At 38.9% G+C, this 17,513-nt stretch carries 17 protein-coding genes, 1 pseudogene and 1 other annotated feature; of the genes and pseudogenes, 11 read left to right on the top strand and 7 right to left on the bottom strand.

Annotated features, from left to right (window positions below; all coding sequences use genetic code 11):
* Nucleotides 1–286 precede the first annotated feature (286 nt).
* The 4 genes from pfkA to ACWODM_RS12070 all read right to left on the bottom strand — a co-directional run bounded on the left by pfkA (nt 287) and on the right by ACWODM_RS12070 (nt 3,238).
* On the bottom strand, nt 287–1,249 hold the full coding sequence (gene pfkA / locus ACWODM_RS12085) for a 6-phosphofructokinase (protein ID WP_455321624.1): 963 nt from the start codon (nt 1,247–1,249) through the stop codon (nt 287–289).
* A gap of 140 nt (nt 1,250–1,389) precedes the next feature.
* A complete protein-coding gene (locus tag ACWODM_RS12080; RefSeq protein ID WP_455321623.1) occupies nt 1,390–1,938 on the bottom strand; it encodes a TIGR01440 family protein in 549 nt (182 codons plus the stop codon).
* Complete coding sequence (locus ACWODM_RS12075; RefSeq protein WP_455321622.1) at nt 1,938–2,441, bottom strand: ECF transporter S component; 504 nt, start codon at nt 2,439–2,441, stop codon at nt 1,938–1,940. Before ACWODM_RS12075 ends, ACWODM_RS12080 begins: the two co-directional genes overlap by 1 nt.
* Entirely contained in the window at nt 2,438–3,238 is an 801-nt protein-coding gene (locus tag ACWODM_RS12070; protein WP_455321621.1) for a hydroxymethylpyrimidine/phosphomethylpyrimidine kinase, read from the bottom strand. Before ACWODM_RS12070 ends, ACWODM_RS12075 begins: the two co-directional genes overlap by 4 nt.
* Nucleotides 3,239–3,450: 212 nt before the next feature.
* Here ACWODM_RS12070 and ACWODM_RS12065 point away from each other — a divergent pair, with 212 nt between their 5' ends.
* The 6 genes and pseudogenes from ACWODM_RS12065 to ACWODM_RS12040 form a co-directional block, all read left to right on the top strand.
* On the top strand, nt 3,451–4,467 hold the full coding sequence (locus tag ACWODM_RS12065) for a DUF1002 domain-containing protein (protein ID WP_455321620.1): 1,017 nt from the start codon (nt 3,451–3,453) through the stop codon (nt 4,465–4,467).
* A 177-nt stretch (nt 4,468–4,644) separates the two neighbouring features.
* A complete protein-coding gene (locus ACWODM_RS12060; RefSeq protein WP_455321619.1) occupies nt 4,645–6,069 on the top strand; it encodes an ISLre2 family transposase in 1,425 nt (474 codons plus the stop codon).
* Nucleotides 6,070–6,376: 307 nt separating this feature from the next.
* Nucleotides 6,377–6,997 carry a histidine phosphatase family protein gene (locus ACWODM_RS12055; RefSeq protein ID WP_455321618.1) on the top strand — a complete coding sequence of 207 codons (621 nt, stop codon included), beginning with the start codon at nt 6,377–6,379 and terminating at the stop codon, nt 6,995–6,997.
* 88 nt (nt 6,998–7,085) lie between these two features.
* Nucleotides 7,086–7,313: a binding site (T-box leader), on the top strand.
* Nucleotides 7,314–7,377: 64 nt separating this feature from the next.
* Nucleotides 7,378–8,517, top strand: a complete 1,140-nt coding sequence (locus ACWODM_RS12050; protein ID WP_455321617.1) for a 5-methyltetrahydropteroyltriglutamate--homocysteine S-methyltransferase — start codon at nt 7,378–7,380, stop codon at nt 8,515–8,517.
* Nucleotides 8,518–8,528: 11 nt separating this feature from the next.
* Nucleotides 8,529–9,623 (top strand): aminotransferase class I/II-fold pyridoxal phosphate-dependent enzyme, encoded by a 1,095-nt coding sequence (locus tag ACWODM_RS12045; protein ID WP_455321616.1) that lies wholly within the window; start codon nt 8,529–8,531, stop codon nt 9,621–9,623.
* A gap of 99 nt (nt 9,624–9,722) precedes the next feature.
* A pseudogene (locus ACWODM_RS12040) lies at nt 9,723–9,938 on the top strand (IS30 family transposase); the annotation flags it as partial.
* Nucleotides 9,939–10,419: 481 nt separating this feature from the next.
* On the opposite strand, the gene ACWODM_RS12035 reads toward ACWODM_RS12040, so the two are convergent.
* Nucleotides 10,420–12,873 carry a CoA-disulfide reductase gene (locus tag ACWODM_RS12035; RefSeq protein ID WP_206903800.1) on the bottom strand — a complete coding sequence of 818 codons (2,454 nt, stop codon included), beginning with the start codon at nt 12,871–12,873 and terminating at the stop codon, nt 10,420–10,422.
* Between the two features lie 252 nt (nt 12,874–13,125).
* On the opposite strand from ACWODM_RS12035, the gene ACWODM_RS12030 reads away from it, so the two are divergent.
* Genes ACWODM_RS12030 through trxA form a run of 5 tightly spaced genes read left to right on the top strand, consistent with a single transcriptional unit; the run spans nt 13,126 to nt 15,981 of the window.
* On the top strand, nt 13,126–13,440 hold the full coding sequence (locus ACWODM_RS12030) for a rhodanese-like domain-containing protein (protein ID WP_455321615.1): 315 nt from the start codon (nt 13,126–13,128) through the stop codon (nt 13,438–13,440).
* 2 nt (nt 13,441–13,442) lie between these two features.
* On the top strand, nt 13,443–15,098 hold the full coding sequence (locus ACWODM_RS12025) for an FAD-dependent oxidoreductase (protein WP_017866940.1): 1,656 nt from the start codon (nt 13,443–13,445) through the stop codon (nt 15,096–15,098).
* On the top strand, nt 15,091–15,399 hold the full coding sequence (locus ACWODM_RS12020; protein WP_004271068.1) for a rhodanese-like domain-containing protein: 309 nt from the start codon (nt 15,091–15,093) through the stop codon (nt 15,397–15,399). Before ACWODM_RS12025 ends, ACWODM_RS12020 begins: the two co-directional genes overlap by 8 nt.
* The gene (locus ACWODM_RS12015) at nt 15,386–15,646 is read left to right on the top strand and encodes a metal-sensitive transcriptional regulator (protein WP_004271065.1); all 261 of its coding nucleotides are present in this window, start codon (nt 15,386–15,388) and stop codon (nt 15,644–15,646) included. Before ACWODM_RS12020 ends, ACWODM_RS12015 begins: the two co-directional genes overlap by 14 nt.
* A gap of 14 nt (nt 15,647–15,660) precedes the next feature.
* Nucleotides 15,661–15,981 (top strand): thioredoxin, encoded by a 321-nt coding sequence (gene trxA, locus ACWODM_RS12010; RefSeq protein WP_206903799.1) that lies wholly within the window; start codon nt 15,661–15,663, stop codon nt 15,979–15,981.
* A 201-nt stretch (nt 15,982–16,182) separates the two neighbouring features.
* Here trxA and ACWODM_RS12005 read toward each other — a convergent pair whose 3' ends face one another.
* Both ACWODM_RS12005 and ACWODM_RS12000 read right to left on the bottom strand, forming a co-directional pair.
* Nucleotides 16,183–16,821, bottom strand: a complete 639-nt coding sequence (locus ACWODM_RS12005) for an alpha/beta fold hydrolase (RefSeq protein WP_455321625.1) — start codon at nt 16,819–16,821, stop codon at nt 16,183–16,185.
* A gap of 9 nt (nt 16,822–16,830) precedes the next feature.
* Nucleotides 16,831–17,355 (bottom strand): GNAT family N-acetyltransferase, encoded by a 525-nt coding sequence (locus tag ACWODM_RS12000; protein WP_455321614.1) that lies wholly within the window; start codon nt 17,353–17,355, stop codon nt 16,831–16,833.
* Between the last annotated feature and the right edge of the window lie 158 nt (nt 17,356–17,513).

Here is a 17,513-nt window from a genome sequence, read left to right as displayed (position 1 = left end):
TCAAATCTACATTAACAGAAAGGTGTTCTTTTTTCACGCACCAAATGGGTGAAAAAAGAAACTCTTTACAAATGTTGAAGAAATACGGTTTTAGAGCGCAAACTCATAAAACTATGAATTATCTAGGATAGTTTAACTGTAACAAAAAAAGCAAAAGAACAGAAATTTTTTGCGTTAAGAAACAGAGATCGGATACAAGCGATCGCACGGAGATAAGTAAAAAGACGTCATTCTTTGTAAAAAGTTTGACGTCTTTTGATCTGTCTGAAGCAATGTTTGCTTTGGTTCAATAGGAAAGAGAATGGTTCAATGGATACAGGGAAAGGTCGGTGAATTTGTCCGATTTATTCAACGCAACGTCGATAGGAATCGCCAGCATTTTGTTGTTTTGGATACAAATGCAATGTCCTGAGATGCCTTCCATGAACAGATCAACAGCGGCAGCACCTGATTTGCTGGCAAGTACACGATCAAAAGGTGTCGGTGCCCCTCCTCGAGGAACATGTCCTAATTCCACTTCACGAATATGTTCTATTCCGACTTCTTTTAATTTTCTTCCTAATTCTGCGGCAGGCATCACGCCTTCTGCTAAAACGATCAAACAGTGTTTTTTTCCTCTGTCGACACTGCGCTGGATTTTATTGGTCAGATCATCCATATCCAATTTTTTTTCTGGAACAACGATATAGTCTGCGCCTCCAGCAACTCCTGACCAGAGAGCCAGATCTCCTGCGTCACGACCCATCACTTCGATCACAAAATTTCTAACATGTGAGGTGGCGGTGTCCCTAATTTTATCTAAGGCACTGACCACCGTATTAACAGCTGTGTCAAAACCAATCGTAAATTCTGTGCCGGCGATATCGTTGTCGATCGTTGCAGGTACACCGATCGATAGGAAACCTAATTTAGCCAAAGCTAGCGCACCTTGATAGGAACCGTCCCCACCAATTACGATCAATCCATCGATTTTTGCTTCCTGTAGATTTTCTAAAGCCTTTAATTGAACATCTGCTTCAGCGAATTCTGGCAGTCGTGCAGAATGGAGAATCGTTCCTCCTGAAGCGATCGAAGCATGGACAAACTCTGGATTTAATGAAACAAAATTTTTACAGACCAGTCCTAGAAAACCATAGTTGACTCCAACGACTTCTATTTCATACTTTCGTGCTTTGTTGAAGACTGCTCGAACAGCAGCATTCATCCCAGGTGCATCGCCACCGCTTGTTAAAATTGCAAGCCTTTTCATTTTTAATCACCTCATTAAAATAATCATCTGTGTCTTCTAGTTATAGGATACGTGATAAGGAGAGTCAAAGCAACGAAATATTCAAAAAATGTTGATAAATCAAGATTGATGGCACAAAAAAACTGGGAATCTCCCAGTTTTTAAACGTCCTGATAGCTGGCTCTTGGACCACCAATGTATTTTGGTCGTGAACGCAAAGCCGTGACATGAGCAGCGCCTAGTTCTTTTTTTGAAGGACGGACAGGTACTTGGACGTGCTTGATATGCATCCCGATCGAGGTATCACCGATATCGATCCCTGCTTGTGCCACGATTTTTTCGACTTCTACAGGGTCATCAAAAAATTGAAAGGCTGCAACAGAACAAGCTCCACCAGCATGTAGACTAGGCAAAACGGCAACGATTTCTAGCTCTTTTTGTTCAGCAAGGGAACGTTCGACAACCAATGCCCGATTCAAATGCTCACAGCCTTGAACCGCTAAATAAATACCTTGAGGATCTAAAATGTTTTTTAGTGTCGAAATGATCCATTCTCCGATTTCTTTACTCGGATTTTTACCGATCACGCCTCCTGTGATCTCACTAGTACTGCAGCCTAAAACAAAAATGTCTCCAGCTTTAAGTTTGGCCTCCGCTAGAATTTCTTTGGTCATTTGTGTCAATTCTTGAACAAGTCGTTCTTTTTCCATTATTTCGAACCTTCTTTCATTAAAGGGAAGTTGATTTTACGCAGGGAAGCAATCAATAATAGGGTCAATCCGCCACCAAAAACATTTTGCAGGATATTGCCAAAGACAGAGGCGATCCCAGCTGGCCATGTATAAAGGAAGGCTGTGGCTAAAGCATAGCCGACCACCATAAACAGGCTGGCAAGAATCAAGCTGATCCCGTTTTTGTAGCGCCAGTTTTTTTGGAAAATAGCGCCTGCGATGCCTCCTTGAACACCATGAATCAGTACAGAGAAGAGAATCCATTGGGGATAGCCGGAAAGCAGATCGATCATTCCACCACTTAAAGCACCGACCCAAAAACCTCCCACAGGTCCCATAAGAAAGGCAGCTGTGTAGATCCCGACCTCACACAAGGTGACAAAGCCATTTGTGGCCGGGACTGGAAAAATAAAAAGTAAAGAAAGAGCAACAGTTAAAGCAGTGAGGACTGCGATATGTACGAGTTGTTTTTGTAGTTTCATAAAATATTCTCCTTTTGATTGATAGGATGCCAAACATTTCCTGCTTCATCGATTGAAATCCCTTGTTCGATGGCTTCGTAGACAAATTTTTTGCTTAGAGCGAGACTTTCATCCAGATCAAAGCCCAATGCCAGATAACCGCAAATAGCGGAAGACAGGCAACAACCGGCGCCGTGAATCGTTGTTTTACTGGAAATAGGTCCATCCAGTCGTTGGTTAGAAATAGTGTCCATATAATAATCAACAGCTGACGTGGTGTCGACCTTGTTGCCTCCTTTGAGGAAAACACTTGTGCCAAAGGTCTCGATAAAAAGCTGACAGCTTTTCTTCATTTCTGCAACCGTGTTGATTTCTTTGAGACCCAGCAGCATTTTCATTTCAGTCAAATTGGGCGTTACCAGATCGGCGAAAGGGATCAGTGCTTTTATTTTTTGAAGATAGTTTGTGTATAAACGCTGGTCGGATTCTTTAAAAGCCATGACAGGATCGAGAATGATTGGGAATTTTCCTTGATTTCTTTGGCAAAAAGCTAAAACAACATCGATTGTTTCAATACTTGCCAGTAGCCCGATCTTGACACCATCCAAATGAAAACTTTTTTCGATCGTCTGTAATTGCTGTTCAACCAAATCTGCGGACAATGCTTGGATGGTAAAATCTTCGGAGACATCCAATGCAATACAGGTCAATGCACTCAATCCAAAAACTTGTAGATTTTCAAATGTTTTTAAATCAGTTTGAATGCCACCACCGCCCCAGGTATCTGAACCGCCGATCGTCAGTGTTTTTCTTACCATGCCATCACTTCCTTTTTTAGTATTATAAGAGGAGGACGATAAAAAGAAAACCACCAATTGGCTAGTTATTGACCCATCCAATTTGAGTGACTCATTAAGATTCGTCAATTTTTATTAAATTTTTCAAAAAATAACACCTTAATTTTGAATATCTTACGGTATCACGTTACAATAACTAGCAAGAAATGATCGCGAATAAAAGGAGAAGACAAATGAAATTAAAAAAATTGATTGCTGGTGTACTGGTGTGTACAACCATTCTTCCAGTAGGGCTAGCTTCGACTGTCAGCGTTTTTGCAGATAGCCAAGCGGCACAAAAAGTAAAGGATGAAGGCTGGGATGTTCCGAGTGTGGCGTTAGGAAATGGTTTGTCAGAACAGGAGCAGCAACAAACGTTAGAAAAACTAAAAGTACAGAGTGATGAGGCGTATAATAAATTTTTCGTAGATGGAGACGATCTAGTCAAATACGTGACGGATGTTTCCTCCTTCACCTCAGAATCTAAGGCATATTCTAGTGCTTACTTGGTACGAACGGAAGATGGAGCTGGAGTGAACGTAACGGTCGAAACACCTGAGAACATCACTGCCAGAACCGAAGCGAACTATCGGAATGCAGCGATCACAAGTGGTGTCTACGATGCGGATATCCGTATCGCCTCCGTGCGAGTGATGGATGGAAGTGGTGCACTAGCTGGTATCTATAAAATCTACGATGAAGTAGAGCCCGCAGCTACTGCAGAAGAAGAACAAGAACGTGCTGAAAACCGGGAAGTTGCTCAGGAAGAAAGTGCCGTTGTATCAGAAATCACTGCTGAAAATCAAGAGAATGAGAATTTCTCTGACGACAACCTAGCAGTGGCACTGGCAGAGATTAAACTGGAGCTACAAAAAATCAGAGACGAGCTAGAAAAACTGAACGAGGCTGAAGGTCGGGAACGAGTGAAAGAAATCGTCATTGAACAATTGAACATTCAAGGTCTGGGGGACATTTTGTCACAGAACCAAATCGATTCTTTGTCCAATACGATGTATAATTTCTCTCAGGCACCGGTTATTGATAATGAACAGATCACCGAACAGCTGAACACATTGAAAGATGACTTAATGGCAAACGGTAAGGATTTTATCAACAACGCAAGAGATAGACTGACGAGCGAAGAAACAAAAGGCTTCTTTGCAAATATGTGGGAAACGATCAGATCCTTCTTCTCAGGCTGGTTCAATTAGACTCTACTGACCAGAAAATAAAATATGAAGCAAAAGACCATCATGTGCAGATCATGTATCCGGACGTGATGGTCTTCTAAGTGTAAAATATATTGCGGTAGGACTAGAAAAAAAGAAAGAAGACCATTATTCTTAATGTTAGGTTTCGCGGCCTATAACAAAAAGAGGATGGTCTTCATGGATACAATTATAAATGATTTAGTCGCTATTTTAAAGGGTAGTACGGATAATATATCAAAAGAAAAACAGCTCGGTGCTTACATACAAGAAACTGTTAAAAAGCTGGTTGGTGAAGCGTTCGAAAGGTTTGATGATTCATTGATTCCAATAATGAAAGAAAAAGGCTATCAAATTGAAAAGAAATTACCACGTACCATCGTAACAACATTTGGTGAAGTTTCAACGACTCGACGTCGCTATGTCAAACCTGATCAAACACCCATCTATCCTCTTGATGAAGCCATGGGCTGGCAGAAATATGGTCGATACAGCCTTCTTCTTGTTCGTAATCTGAGTGAGTTTGCGGCCAAAGTTCCGTACCGCACAGGCGAATTAGCGATTCGATTATTCGCCCCATTTACCATTAGCCATCAAAAGTTGAACCAACTGGTGAATCAAGCAGGACAAGAATTAAAAAAACAACAAACTTCAGCTGAACGATACATTGAATTAAAACAACCGAAACGTACTCCTAAAGTGTTATATATCGAAGGAGATGGATTTATATTCAAAGGAAAAAATAACAAGAAATTAGAAGGTCATCGTTTTCAAGTATGTGAAGGAAGTATTGAAATCGGGAAAAATCGAAAACAGAGAATCTACTCAAAAGAGTTTGTTTCATTGGATCGTCAAACTGCATTAAAAGAAATGACGGAATATCTAGGTAATACGTACGATTTATCAGAAACAGTGGTATTAAGCAATAGTGATGGTGGTTCAGGTTATGAAAAAGCGGTGTTCGAGGAATTGGCAGGCGTATGTAAACGACATGAATTTTTCTTGGATGCCTATCATGTGAATCGAAAAGTGAAAGAACGTTTAGGTTGGTTGAACGAACTCCAAGCGCCGTTGATGGAAGCGATTTGGAAGAAGTATGATTACAATAAAGTTCAAGTACTAATGGATACGGCAGAAAGCTGCTTGGTAGAAGAATTGGATACGGTTAGAAATCAAGAGCACGTTCGAAAGTTAAGAAACTATCTTGATCGTCATTGGGAAGCGTTATGCCCATTCTATCAACGAAATTTACCTACGGGAATAAGTAAAACACTAGGGACCTGCGAAAGTAATCACAGACAGTACACCTACCGAATGAAAGGACAAGGGAAATATTGGACAAAAGAAGGAGCCGAAGGAATGCTTCGAATCATTGCCAGTTTGAAGAATCAGGAATTGGATGAATGGTTTCTTTCAGATTTGTCGCCAAGTCTTTCCTTACCAGAAAAAAGCAAAAGAGAACAAGCAGCTGTACGAGTAGCGACTTCTAAAAAATGGAATAAAGGAGAAGCTCATATCGGTGCCTATCAGGTAAAAATTGTTGGGAGAGAAAAATCTTCTACAGGAATGAGTAAACTAGCGCGATCTTTTTCAGGTCAATACTAAACAAAGGTCAAAAGCTTGAGGTGGCTTGCGAACACTTGACAATGAGCGTCTTTGGATGACAATGATTCGCCTGATGCATCTATGGTGAAGCGTTTTTTACGGCAGGCCATCCAAAGACGGAGGCTCGTTGTCAAGTGCACCGAACAAAGGCTAAAAACAAAAAATAAGGTCAAACTATCTGACAAAATTAATGGTGAAATATTTCTACCGCAAAACTATTGACACATACGATGGTCTTTTATGTCTGCTCGAAAAGAAAAAATTTAGTATAATAAAAAAGAACCAATTCAAATGCAGGAGGAAAATCATGGCAAAACTTTATTTTGTAAGACACGGATTTACTAAAAACAATGCAAGAATGGCGTTTAATGGCAGTCAGTCCAATCATGACCTACTGCCTGAAGGAAAACAGCAGGCCAAACAGCTAGGTACTTATTTAAAAGAGACCTGCTTTGCGAGCGTCTATGCTAGTCCGCAGATTCGAGCGTTAGAAACAGCCGAGCTGATCGTGGGAGAAAATCATTCTTCTGAAAAAAGGATCATTCAAGAACCATTACTAAAAGAAATCGACTTTGGGCAATGGGACGGTGTACCAATCGTTCAAAAGGAACAGGAAGAGCAGTTTAAAAATCTTAAATTCTTTCCGCATCAATATGATCCAACAGCTTTTGGTGGAGAGTCTTATCCAGAAGTAATCCAGCGAGGCACCGCCTTTTTGAAGAAATTGGAGTTGGATCGAGAGGAGAACTATTTGATCGTCAGTCACGGTGTCACGTTGATGACACTTTTGCAAACGATGAAGAAAAAAGCCCTGCACCAAATTCGTGAAAATGGTGTATTGGACAATGCTAGTTTAAGTGTGATGGAAACCGAAGACGGCAAGGACTTTCAGGAGCTTCTTTGGAATTTTACGGACTATCAAAAATAAGTGTTCTTTTGATAAAATGGAAAATCGGGTTGACAATTTCTCATAAACAGCGATATACTTACATCAAGATTTCATGTAATTCTAATTATTTAAAACATTGAAGAGAAGAGTAGCTTAAGGATTCAGGAAAGAGAACCCGGATTGGTGAGAACGGGGACTGAAGAGAGAAGCGAAGATGAGCTCTGAGTTTGTAACTAGTTCACGCTATTTACGCGGTCGCGACCGTTATCTCGCCGGGTTTCAACAGGAACCGTCGAGGTATTATTTGTGAGAATAATACAAATTAGGGTGGTAACACGATTTTTTCGTCCCTTTGTTTGAAGCATGCGCTTTGAACAAAGGGGCGTTTTTTTATTTTATTTTTTAGGAGGAGAACAATTATGACAAAACGCACGACATCACCATTTCGCTATGACATCGTAGGGAGCTATTTGCGACCGATCGAATTAAAACAAGCTAAGATCGCTTTTGAAGCAGAGGATCTGACCAAAGAGGAACTAAAAAAAGTTGAGGACAAGGCAATCATCGATTTGATTAAAAAACAAGAAGAACTTGGTTTGAAGGCAGTGACTGATGGTGAGTTTCGTCGCAGCTGGTGGCATTTGGATTTCTTTTGGGGATTGCAAGGAGTCAAGTTTAAGGCTCCTGCTTATGGCTATAAATTCCATCATGAAGAAACACGTCCGGGAACAGTCACACTGACTGGCAAAATCACGGGAGAGAAGCATCCATTCTTGGAAGATTTTAAATTTGTTAAGGAACATGTGGCTGAAGGAACGGAAGTGAAGCAGACGATTCCGGCACCGGCACAAATTTTAGGTGAACTGTTCCGTCCTGATAATATGGAAGATGTTCGAAAAATTTATGCAACCGATGAAGAATTACTGACAGATTTAGTTAAAGCCTATAAGCAAGTGATTCTGGATTTCTACGATGCTGGTTTAAGAACATTACAATTAGATGACTGTACGTGGGGAATTTTGGTTGCACCCTTCCCTGACGGTTTCATTTCTCCAGAAGATACTCGTAGCGATCAGGAGATTCGTGATTCCTTAAAAGAATTGTATCTGTCTGTCAACAATGCGGTTATTGAGGGACTGCCGGACGATCTGACAGTCAACACGCATGTTTGCCGAGGTAATTATCATTCTACCTGGGCATTCAGTGGTCCATATGATGGGGTAGCAGATCCACTATTCACCAAAGAAAAAGTCAATGCTTACTACTTGGAGTATGATTCTGATCGTTCTGGTGGTTTTGAACCATTGCAACAGGTTCAAAAAGACCAGCTAGTCGTTTTAGGCTTAGTCACGAGTAAGGATGGTGAGTTGGAAGATCGCCAGCAAATCATCGATCGAATCAAAGAAGCGAGCAAGTATATTGATTTGGATCGTTTGGCATTGAGTCCTCAATGTGGTTTTGCTTCCACAGAAGAAGGCAATATTTTAACAGAAGAACAGCAATGGGAAAAAATTCGTTTCATTAAATCCATTGCAGAAGAAATTTGGCAAGACGCATAGGAGGATGAATCATGAGTAATAAACAAATCGCAACGATCTTGGCCCAATTAGGAAATCGAACGGATCAACAAAATGGTTCGATCAGTGCGCCTTTATTTTTATCAACGACCTATGCACACCCGGGGCTGGGTCAAAGCACAGGCTATGATTATATTCGTACAAAAAACCCAACACGAGATATTTTGGAGGAGGGCTTGGCCCAGCTTGAAGCTGGCGCTCGTGCTGTAGTGACTAGCTCAGGAATGAGTGCCATCCAGCTTGTTTTTAGTTATTTTTCTGCGGGTAGTAAATTTTTGGTTTCTAGAGATTTATATGGCGGTAGTTTCCGTTTCTTTGATGACATTGAGTCAAAAGGGATTGCTTCGTTTGATTATTTTAACGAAGTAGAGGATCTGAAGGAGAAAATATCTGAAGAGGTAGATGGGATCTTCTTGGAAACACCGACCAATCCTTTGATGAATGAAGTATCGATCAAGGAAGTGGCACAATTGGCAAAGGCAAACCAGGCTTTGTTGATCGTGGATAATACTTTCTTAACGCCTTTGCGCCAGCGTCCTTTGGAAGAAGGCGCAGACATCGTGGTTCATTCTGGAACCAAATATCTTTCGGGACACAATGATATTTTAGCGGGTGTAGTGATTGCCAAAGAAGCAGAAATTGGTGAAAAGTTGGCTTGGTTGGCAAATACCACTGGTCCGACATTGAGTGCTTTTGATAGCTGGTTGTTTATCCGTAGCTTGAAGACTCTGGAGGTTCGCTTCAATCAACAGGAAAAAAATGCACAGGAGATCGTTCAAACTTTGGAAAAACATCCGGCCATCAAGAAAGTCTTGTATACCGGTGTGGGCGCGATGATCAGCATTTTTGTCGCGGATCAGCACAAAATTGGTGATTTTCTCCAAGCGTTGAAGGTTTTTAGTTTTGCAGAAAGTTTAGGAGGAGTGGAGAGCTTGATCACTTATCCAACAACACAAACCCATGCAGACATTCCTCAAGAAGTCAGAGAGTCTTACGGATTAACACCTGATTTGCTTAGAATCTCGGTCGGGATCGAACAGGTAGACGATTTGATCAAGGATCTGGAACAGGCTTTAGCGGTATTTTAACAACGCGAATTGTAAAATTAAGTTAGAAAAATAAAAAGGCATTTATGGTACACTCAAATTGTATTTCCGACGAAAGAAAACAAAGGAGTGTAACCATAAATGACCTACAAACATCTTACCATAGACGAACTGACAATGATAGAATCTTATTATCTTCAACATAAGAAACCGGTTGAAATCGCTAACCGAATGGGACGTGCTATACAAACCATTTATAATGTAGTCAATAAGTTCAAGCAAGGCAAGACCGCTCTTGATTATTGGCACCAGTATAAAGAAAATAAGAAAAAATGTGGTAGAAAAATCATCCAACTATTTTTGAGTAAATTTCATTGTCCTATATAAAAGTTGCTTCCAGTGGTTACAAAATTTCTTCTAACCCCGATTATTCCGAAAAGCAGTGCAAAAAAGTTTATCAAAATTGAACAGTTCACCTGAATATCGCGAAAAGAAACACGCCATTTGAATTGAAAATAATACTTTCAACATATTTTTATGGATAATCCCAAATCCCTTTTCTATTTTTTCCTTTAAGCTTCTTGTCCGGTTCTGCTTTCTAAAGACTTGATATTTTAGTAGAAAGCTGTTCAAATTTTCCGTGTTCTTTTGTAATTTCATCTAACTTTTTCTCAGAAATCAAACCGAACTATTTTCTGGCTTTTCTACGAATAGATAAATTTTTATGCCCTGGTACGAAGAAGTTTTAAACTAATAATGATTGAATTCAATCAAGATGAACATTACGCTTGGAGTTAATAGAAAGAGAAGTTAAGCCGATAAAATGCACCAGTTACTTTTAAATAAACAAATTCAAATTAGAATGTTCGCTATCACCAAGATACGTTGCGACACCACCATACTCTACAAAATCGAACAATTCCGAACGGTCAATACCCATGATGTCCATACTCATTGTGCAAGCAATGAATTTAACACCTAAGTTATTTGCTTTTTCAATCATTACTTCCAGAGAATCAACATTTTTTTGTTTCATGACATTTTGCATCATTTTAGAGCCTATACTCATCATATTCATTTTTGAAATAGGCAGATTTTTAGCGCTATTTGGGAGCATAATATCAAACATTTTTGCCAGCCCACGTTTTTTTACTTTTTGTTTTTTCAGAATACTTAGACCCCAGAATGTGAAGAAAATAGTGACTTCTTTTCCCATAGCTGCCGCACCACTAGCAATAATCATTGAAGCAAGGGCTTTATCTAAGTCACCACTAAAAACAACCATCGTAGCACCATTTTTAGTTTCATGAAGTATTCCCTCGGAGGGAAGTGAATGGGTTTTAGTTTCATGTGCTGCTACGGTTCCTTTGGTAATTTTAGCAACTACTTTAGAACCGATCAATTGATTGCCAATTAGTGTGTTACCAGTGTTTTTACACCAAGCTTCAATATCTGTGATGAATCCAAAATCACTAGCTTGGATTTCTAGTGTTTCTCCGTTTTTCATTCTATCAATAGTTTCTTTTACTTTTAAAATGGGCCCTGGACACTGTAGGCCACAAGCATCAATAGAGATTAGTTTACTTGAGTCAACTGAATCTATGTCACTGTTCTGATTGCTTGTGATGTTAGTATTTGGTGTACTAAGGCGATAAGTTGCTTGTTTGTATGTTTTAAAACCGCCATCAAGATTTTTAACAGAGTAACCACGCTGCATTAAGATTCGTGCGGCGTTGTATCCTCTTAGGCCTACCTGACAATAGACGTAGATTGTTTGATCTTTAGGGATCTCATCGATCCTAGAACGAAGTTTTGCTAAAGGAATTACATGACTATTTGGTAGCTCACCCGTTACCAATTCAAATTCTTCTCGTACATCTAGTAGATAAGCATTTTTTTCAAGAAGAGCAGGTATCTCCTGCCAGTCAAATGTTTCTATCTTTTGATTCAATAGATTATCAGCAGTATAGCCTAGCATATTAACTGGATCTTTTGCACTAGAATAGGGAGGAGCGTAAGCTAATTCAATAGAAGCTAATTGGTCAGCTTTTGCACCAAACTTCATTGCAGTTGAAATAACATCAATTCGTTTCTCCACACCGTCTGTTCCGACTGCTTGAGCCCCTAATATTTTTCCGTCTGGAGTAAACAATAGTTTTAGAGCGATTGGGCTTGCATTTGGATAGTAACTGGCATGTGAATTGGGATGGATATGAATGCTTTTGTAATCAATGCCTAATCTTTTCAATGTATTCTCAGAATTTCCAGTAGAAGCAGCTGTTAGCTCGAATACTTTGGCGACAGAAGTACCTTGAGTTCCAGGGTATGCTACATCAAACCCATTAATAATGTCTGCTACAAGTCTTCCTTGTCGATTAGCTGGCCAAGCTAAAGGTATTATCGTCTGCTGTTGATTAACAAAATCAGTTACTTCAATAACATCTCCTATTGCATAAATATATGGATAGTTCGTTTCTAATTTCTTGCTTACTTTGATAGCACCACGAAGTCCGATATCTATACCTGCTTCTTTTGCTAAAGAGCTTTCAGGAGTCACTCCAATAGAAAGAATTGTTAAGTCAGTTGTTAACGTTTTTCCACTAGTTAGTATTAGTTCATTTCCTTGCTTTGAAAAAGCTTTTAAACCATCATTTAGAATCAAATTGACGCCGTGCAGGTTTATTTGAGAATGAAGAATCTGAGCTAACTCAAAATCAATGTTTGGCATAACTTGAGAAGACATTTCTACAAGATTCACTTGAATTCCTAAATCAATCAGATTTTCCATCATTTCTAATCCAATGAATCCTCCACCTACAATCGTTGCTTCCTTCACTTTGTTTCTTTCAATATAGTTTTTGATTTGATCCGTGTTAGGAATATTTCGTAAACTAAAGACATTTTTTGCCTGTTCAATACCTTCAATTGGAGGGATAATTGCTTTGGCGCCTGTTGAAATAATTAGTTTGTCAAAAGACTCTACATAGGTTTCTTTTGTTTGATGATTTAAAACAGAAACGTTTTTTTTCTGGGGATCAATGGCTGTAATCTCAGAAAAATTGCGAATATCTAAATTGTATTGCTCGCTCATACCTTCTACGGTTTGTAATAAAAGATCTTCACGATTTTTAATCGTACCACCTATGTGATAAGGTAGACCACAATTAGCAAATGAAATATATTCTCCTTTTTCAAAAAGAATGATTTCGTCCTTTTCATTTAATCTTCTAAGTCTAGTCGCAGCAGTTGCACCACCTGCAACACCGCCAATAATGACAATTTTTTTAGACATATTTTTAGCTCCTATTCTGTAGTTAATTAATTCCTATCTTTGCTAAAAGGAATATTGATACGTATAGTTTATCTTTATATACAAAGAAAAATATACCCTTTATGGGTATGTAAGTCAAGTTTTGCTTTGAAAACACTGCGTTTATTTATTAGAAAATAAATCCTGTTGACATTTAAGTTGACATTTAATTGGACTCGTAGTTTAATATACCTTAAGGGGTATATTGAGATGTTTTAATAAGGGGGAAATAGTATGTTTAAATTTTTTAATACAGTAGCAAGCATTTCAGTAACTGAGTTGCAAGAAAAAATGAAAGGCACAATTCATTTACTTGATGTACGCACACCAAATGAGTACCGGTCAGGGCATATATCGAAAGCTAAAAACGTTCCGCTAAATAATGTCGATGGCTATAAAGGAAGTTTGACTGAGGAAGTTTATGTGATTTGTCAATCTGGGATGCGCAGTAAAAAAGCCGCAAAAATATTACAAAAAAAAGGCTATAGCGTAGTAAATATTCGTGGTGGCATGAGCCAATGGACCGGTCAAATAAGAGGAGGAAAATAATTATGACAAAAATTATTATCGTAGGTGGAGTCGCTGGAGGAATGTCAGCTGCGACTAGATTACGTCGATTAATGGAAGATGCTGAAATTGTTGTTTTAGAAAAGGGGCCATTTGTTTCATTTGCCAATTGTGGATTACCCTACTATGTATCTGGAGAAATTGAAGCGAGAGAAAGTTTATTAGTTCAAACACCAGAGGCTTTACGTGCACGTTTTAATTTAGATGTGAGACCACATCATGAAGTGATAGCAATCAATCCCGTGGATAAAACGGTCACAATTAAACACAGTGGTCAAATAACGACAGAATCTTATGATAAGTTGATTCTATCCCCAGGAGCCAAGCCATTTATTCCACCGATTATTGGATTAGCCGAAGCAACGAATGTTTACAGTTTAAGAAATGTACCAGATTTGGATAAAATCATGACTAACATAGATCAGGAAAATCCTAAAAAAGCAATTGTGGTCGGTGCTGGATTCATTGGGTTAGAAATGGCAGAAAATTTAAAAAAACGTGGCTTGGAAGTAGCTCTTATTGAAAAAGCCCCTCATGTTTTGCCTCCGTTAGATGAAGAAATGGCTGCTTTTGTTAAAAATGAATTAGTTAGCAAAGGAGTAGAAGTGATTACTTCTCAATCGGCTGCAGAATTTAGAAATCAAGGAAAATTAGTTATTTTAGAAGATGGAACTGAGTTGCAATCAGATTTAACTATTTTGTCAGTAGGAGTTCAACCTGAAAATACTTTAGCAAAAGATGCAGGAATCAAATTAGGATTACGTGGAGGAATTTTGGTTGATAATAATTATCAAACGAATCTTTCAGATATTTATGCAGTAGGAGACGCGATTTTAGTCAAGCAACAAATCACTGGTGAAGATGCCCTTATTTCTTTGGCTTCTCCAGCTAACCGACAAGGCAGACAGGTAGCAGATGTTATTGCTGGATTGAATCGCAAAAATAAAGGAAGTATTGGTACGGCAATTGTTCGTGTATTTGGTTTGAGTGCTGCTTCCACAGGGTTAAGTGAACGTGTTGCTAGACTGGCTGGACTTGATGTGGCAGTTGTTCATATCTCTGGAAAAGATCATGCAGGTTACTATCCTGGAGCGACAGAAATAGTTTTAAAATTAATGTATAATCCCAAAACGGGTGAAATTTATGGCGCTCAAGGAATTGGTGAAAAAGGGGTTGATAAGCGTATCGATATTCTAGCTACAGCGATTAAAGGCGGGCTTACTGTTTTTGATTTACCTGAATTAGAATTTTCTTATGCACCACCATTTGGAGCTGCAAAAGATCCGGTCAATATGATTGGGTATGTCGCTTTAAATCAGATTGAAGGATTAAGTAACACGATCCAATGGCATGAATTGACAGACGAACTCGCTAAAGGAAAGATCTTATTGGATGTTCGAGAAGAAAGCGAATTAGCCAATGGGCGTTTTAAAGAAGCAATTAATATTCCGCTAAATGATTTACGATGCCGTGTTTCTGAATTAGATCCAACAAAGGAATATATCATAAGTTGTCATAGTGGTTTGAGAAGTTATGTCGGCGAGAGAATTTTAAAACAAGCTGGATTTAAAGTAGAAAACTTAGATGGTGCATTTTCTTTATATAAAGCAGTGAGATTGGAGGATGTAGACTATGTTTAGTTCAATTGGTGTAGATGAATTTTATCAAAAGTCCAAAACAGAATCATTGACAATTGTTGATGTTAGAGAAGCCGATGAGTTTGAAAGAGGGCATATTCCATCCGCTAAAGCACTTCCTTTAAGCGGATTAGAACAACATATCGATCAGTTAAATAAAGATGAAAAATACTATGTTATATGTCAATCTGGCGGACGTTCAGCAATGGCCTGTGATTTTTTAAGTAGTGAAGGATATAAAGTAGTCAATGTAATGGGGGGGATGTCAGCGTGGAAAGGAGAATTAACCTATGGGGACTTGTGATAAAAGTATTCTGAATCGTTTAAAGCGCGCAGAAGGTCAAATGCGTGGGATTCAGAAAATGATTGAAGAAGAAAAAGAATGTATTGATGTAATCACCCAATTAAGTGCTGTTAGATCGAGTGTTGACCGGATTATGGGAATGATTGTTGCTGAAAATTTGAAGTCGTGTTTAGATAATCCGGAATTAGATTCAGATAAACAATCACAGAAAGTGGAGCAAGCTATTAATATGATCATCAAAAAATAAGGATGGAAAAACATATGGAAGAATTAACAGAAAAAAACTACGATCAAACAATCAAAAAAGGCTTACATCTAGTTGATTTTTGGGCTCCTTGGTGCGGACCATGTAAAATGCAAACCCCAATTTTGGAAGAACTGGAGAAAGAATATACGGAAGCAGAATTACAAATTAGTAAAGTGAATATAGACGAGTATCCAGAAATTGCTAGACGATACGGCATTCAAAGCATTCCTACGATGCTTATTTTGAGAGACGGACAGTTGGTAAAGCAAATCGTTGGTGTTCATGTGCAACCACAATTAAAAAAAGAACTGAGTATATATATGACAACTATCTAAATGAATTTAAGTCAAGTTTTGGACACATTATTACCGAGTATTGCAGATAAATAGTTACTAAAAATCATGACAGACTTTCCTAACAGAATGGTCGTCAAGGATTCCTAGTAACTATTTTTTCGGTTGGAGTCACTTTTTGAACCCTTTCTTTCTCTCATTTTCTATACAAATAAAAACGGTCGAAGAGAAAGCTTCTGCAGATTAGCTTTCTCTTCGATCGTTTTCTGTGATTGTTGCTAAAAATTCTTGGGTCAAGGTGGCGAATGCTTCTGGTTGTTCCATGTTGAGTTCGTGTTTTCCATTTGGAAGAATCTCCAGCTTACTATGAGGGATCAAAAGGTTCAATTCCCTCGCTGCTGGAAGATTGGGCTTGTCTTTTTCTCCGCAAAGAATCATCGTCGGAAGCGCGAGGTCAGAAAGAACCGATCTTAAGTCCAAAGAAGTCAGTGAAGCCATTAGTTCAAGCATTTGTTTTTTCGTGATTCCGATATTAGCAAAAAAATTTTTGGGTAGGAAACGAAAAACAGTATTTTGTAGTAACAGCAGACCATGAGGAGGTGTCTCGAATTGAGGAGCGGATAGAATCACGCCTTGGAGAAAAGCTGCTCCTTTTATTGCGTACTGCAAACTTAAAATGGCTCCTAACGACAAACCACACAAGACGTAGGGTTCTTTGATGGCAGATAGCTTTTCGGAAACTGAGCGACTCAAAGTTTCCAAGGTAAGTTCTTCATTCGTTTCTTGATCGAATAAATTGAAAACCAGACTATCAACAGTAGGGAGACGGTCAATGACTGGTTGCCACGCATAGGCTGTTTGCCCTAACCCATGTAAAAAAATGAGCTTTATCTATGCCTCCTCAAGCGTTTTGACCATAATAAAATCTGTCTGTTCATCATCCCCCATAAAAAAGGAGTGCTCTCCCTGTCGCTGAAAACCCATCGCTTGGTAAAAAGCTTTAGCAGGTTCGTTATGTTCCCAAACGCCCAACCAGACGGAGGTATTCTGCTTTTCTACAGCGAATTGGATTGCCTGAGTAATCAGATAGCGACCGAAGCCTTTTCTTTTGTGGACAGGATGAACATAAAGCCGTTCGATCTCCAACGCATTTTCGGCGATTTCTTCGGTTTGAGCTTCGCCAGAATTGATCTTGAGATAGCCGGCAAGAGCCTCTTCTTCATAAAGGAAGTAAAACTCAGAGAGAGGATCATTCAGTTCGTCAGCTAGCTTTTCATCTGCATAAGCTTCGTCCAGATACGCCTTCATGATTTCTGGAGGATTGTAGGGACCGAACGTATCGGTATAAGTGATCAAGCTCAATTCCTTTAGGATATGCAGATCTTTGAGTGTACATTTTTTTAATTGGATTGCCATAGATTTCTCCTTTGATTTTAAACTAAGATGGTTTTATGATACCCGTTGCTACGAAGCATTGCAAGATAAAGAAATAGAGATTAAAAAATCAGAAAGTTTATTTTTCTATAAGAAAAGTTTTACATGGAAGAAGATTTTCGTTCATATTTTTTTCACAT

It is taken from the genome of Enterococcus olivae, assembly GCF_053760925.1.
This window is presented reverse-complemented; position numbering and strand designations above follow the sequence as displayed.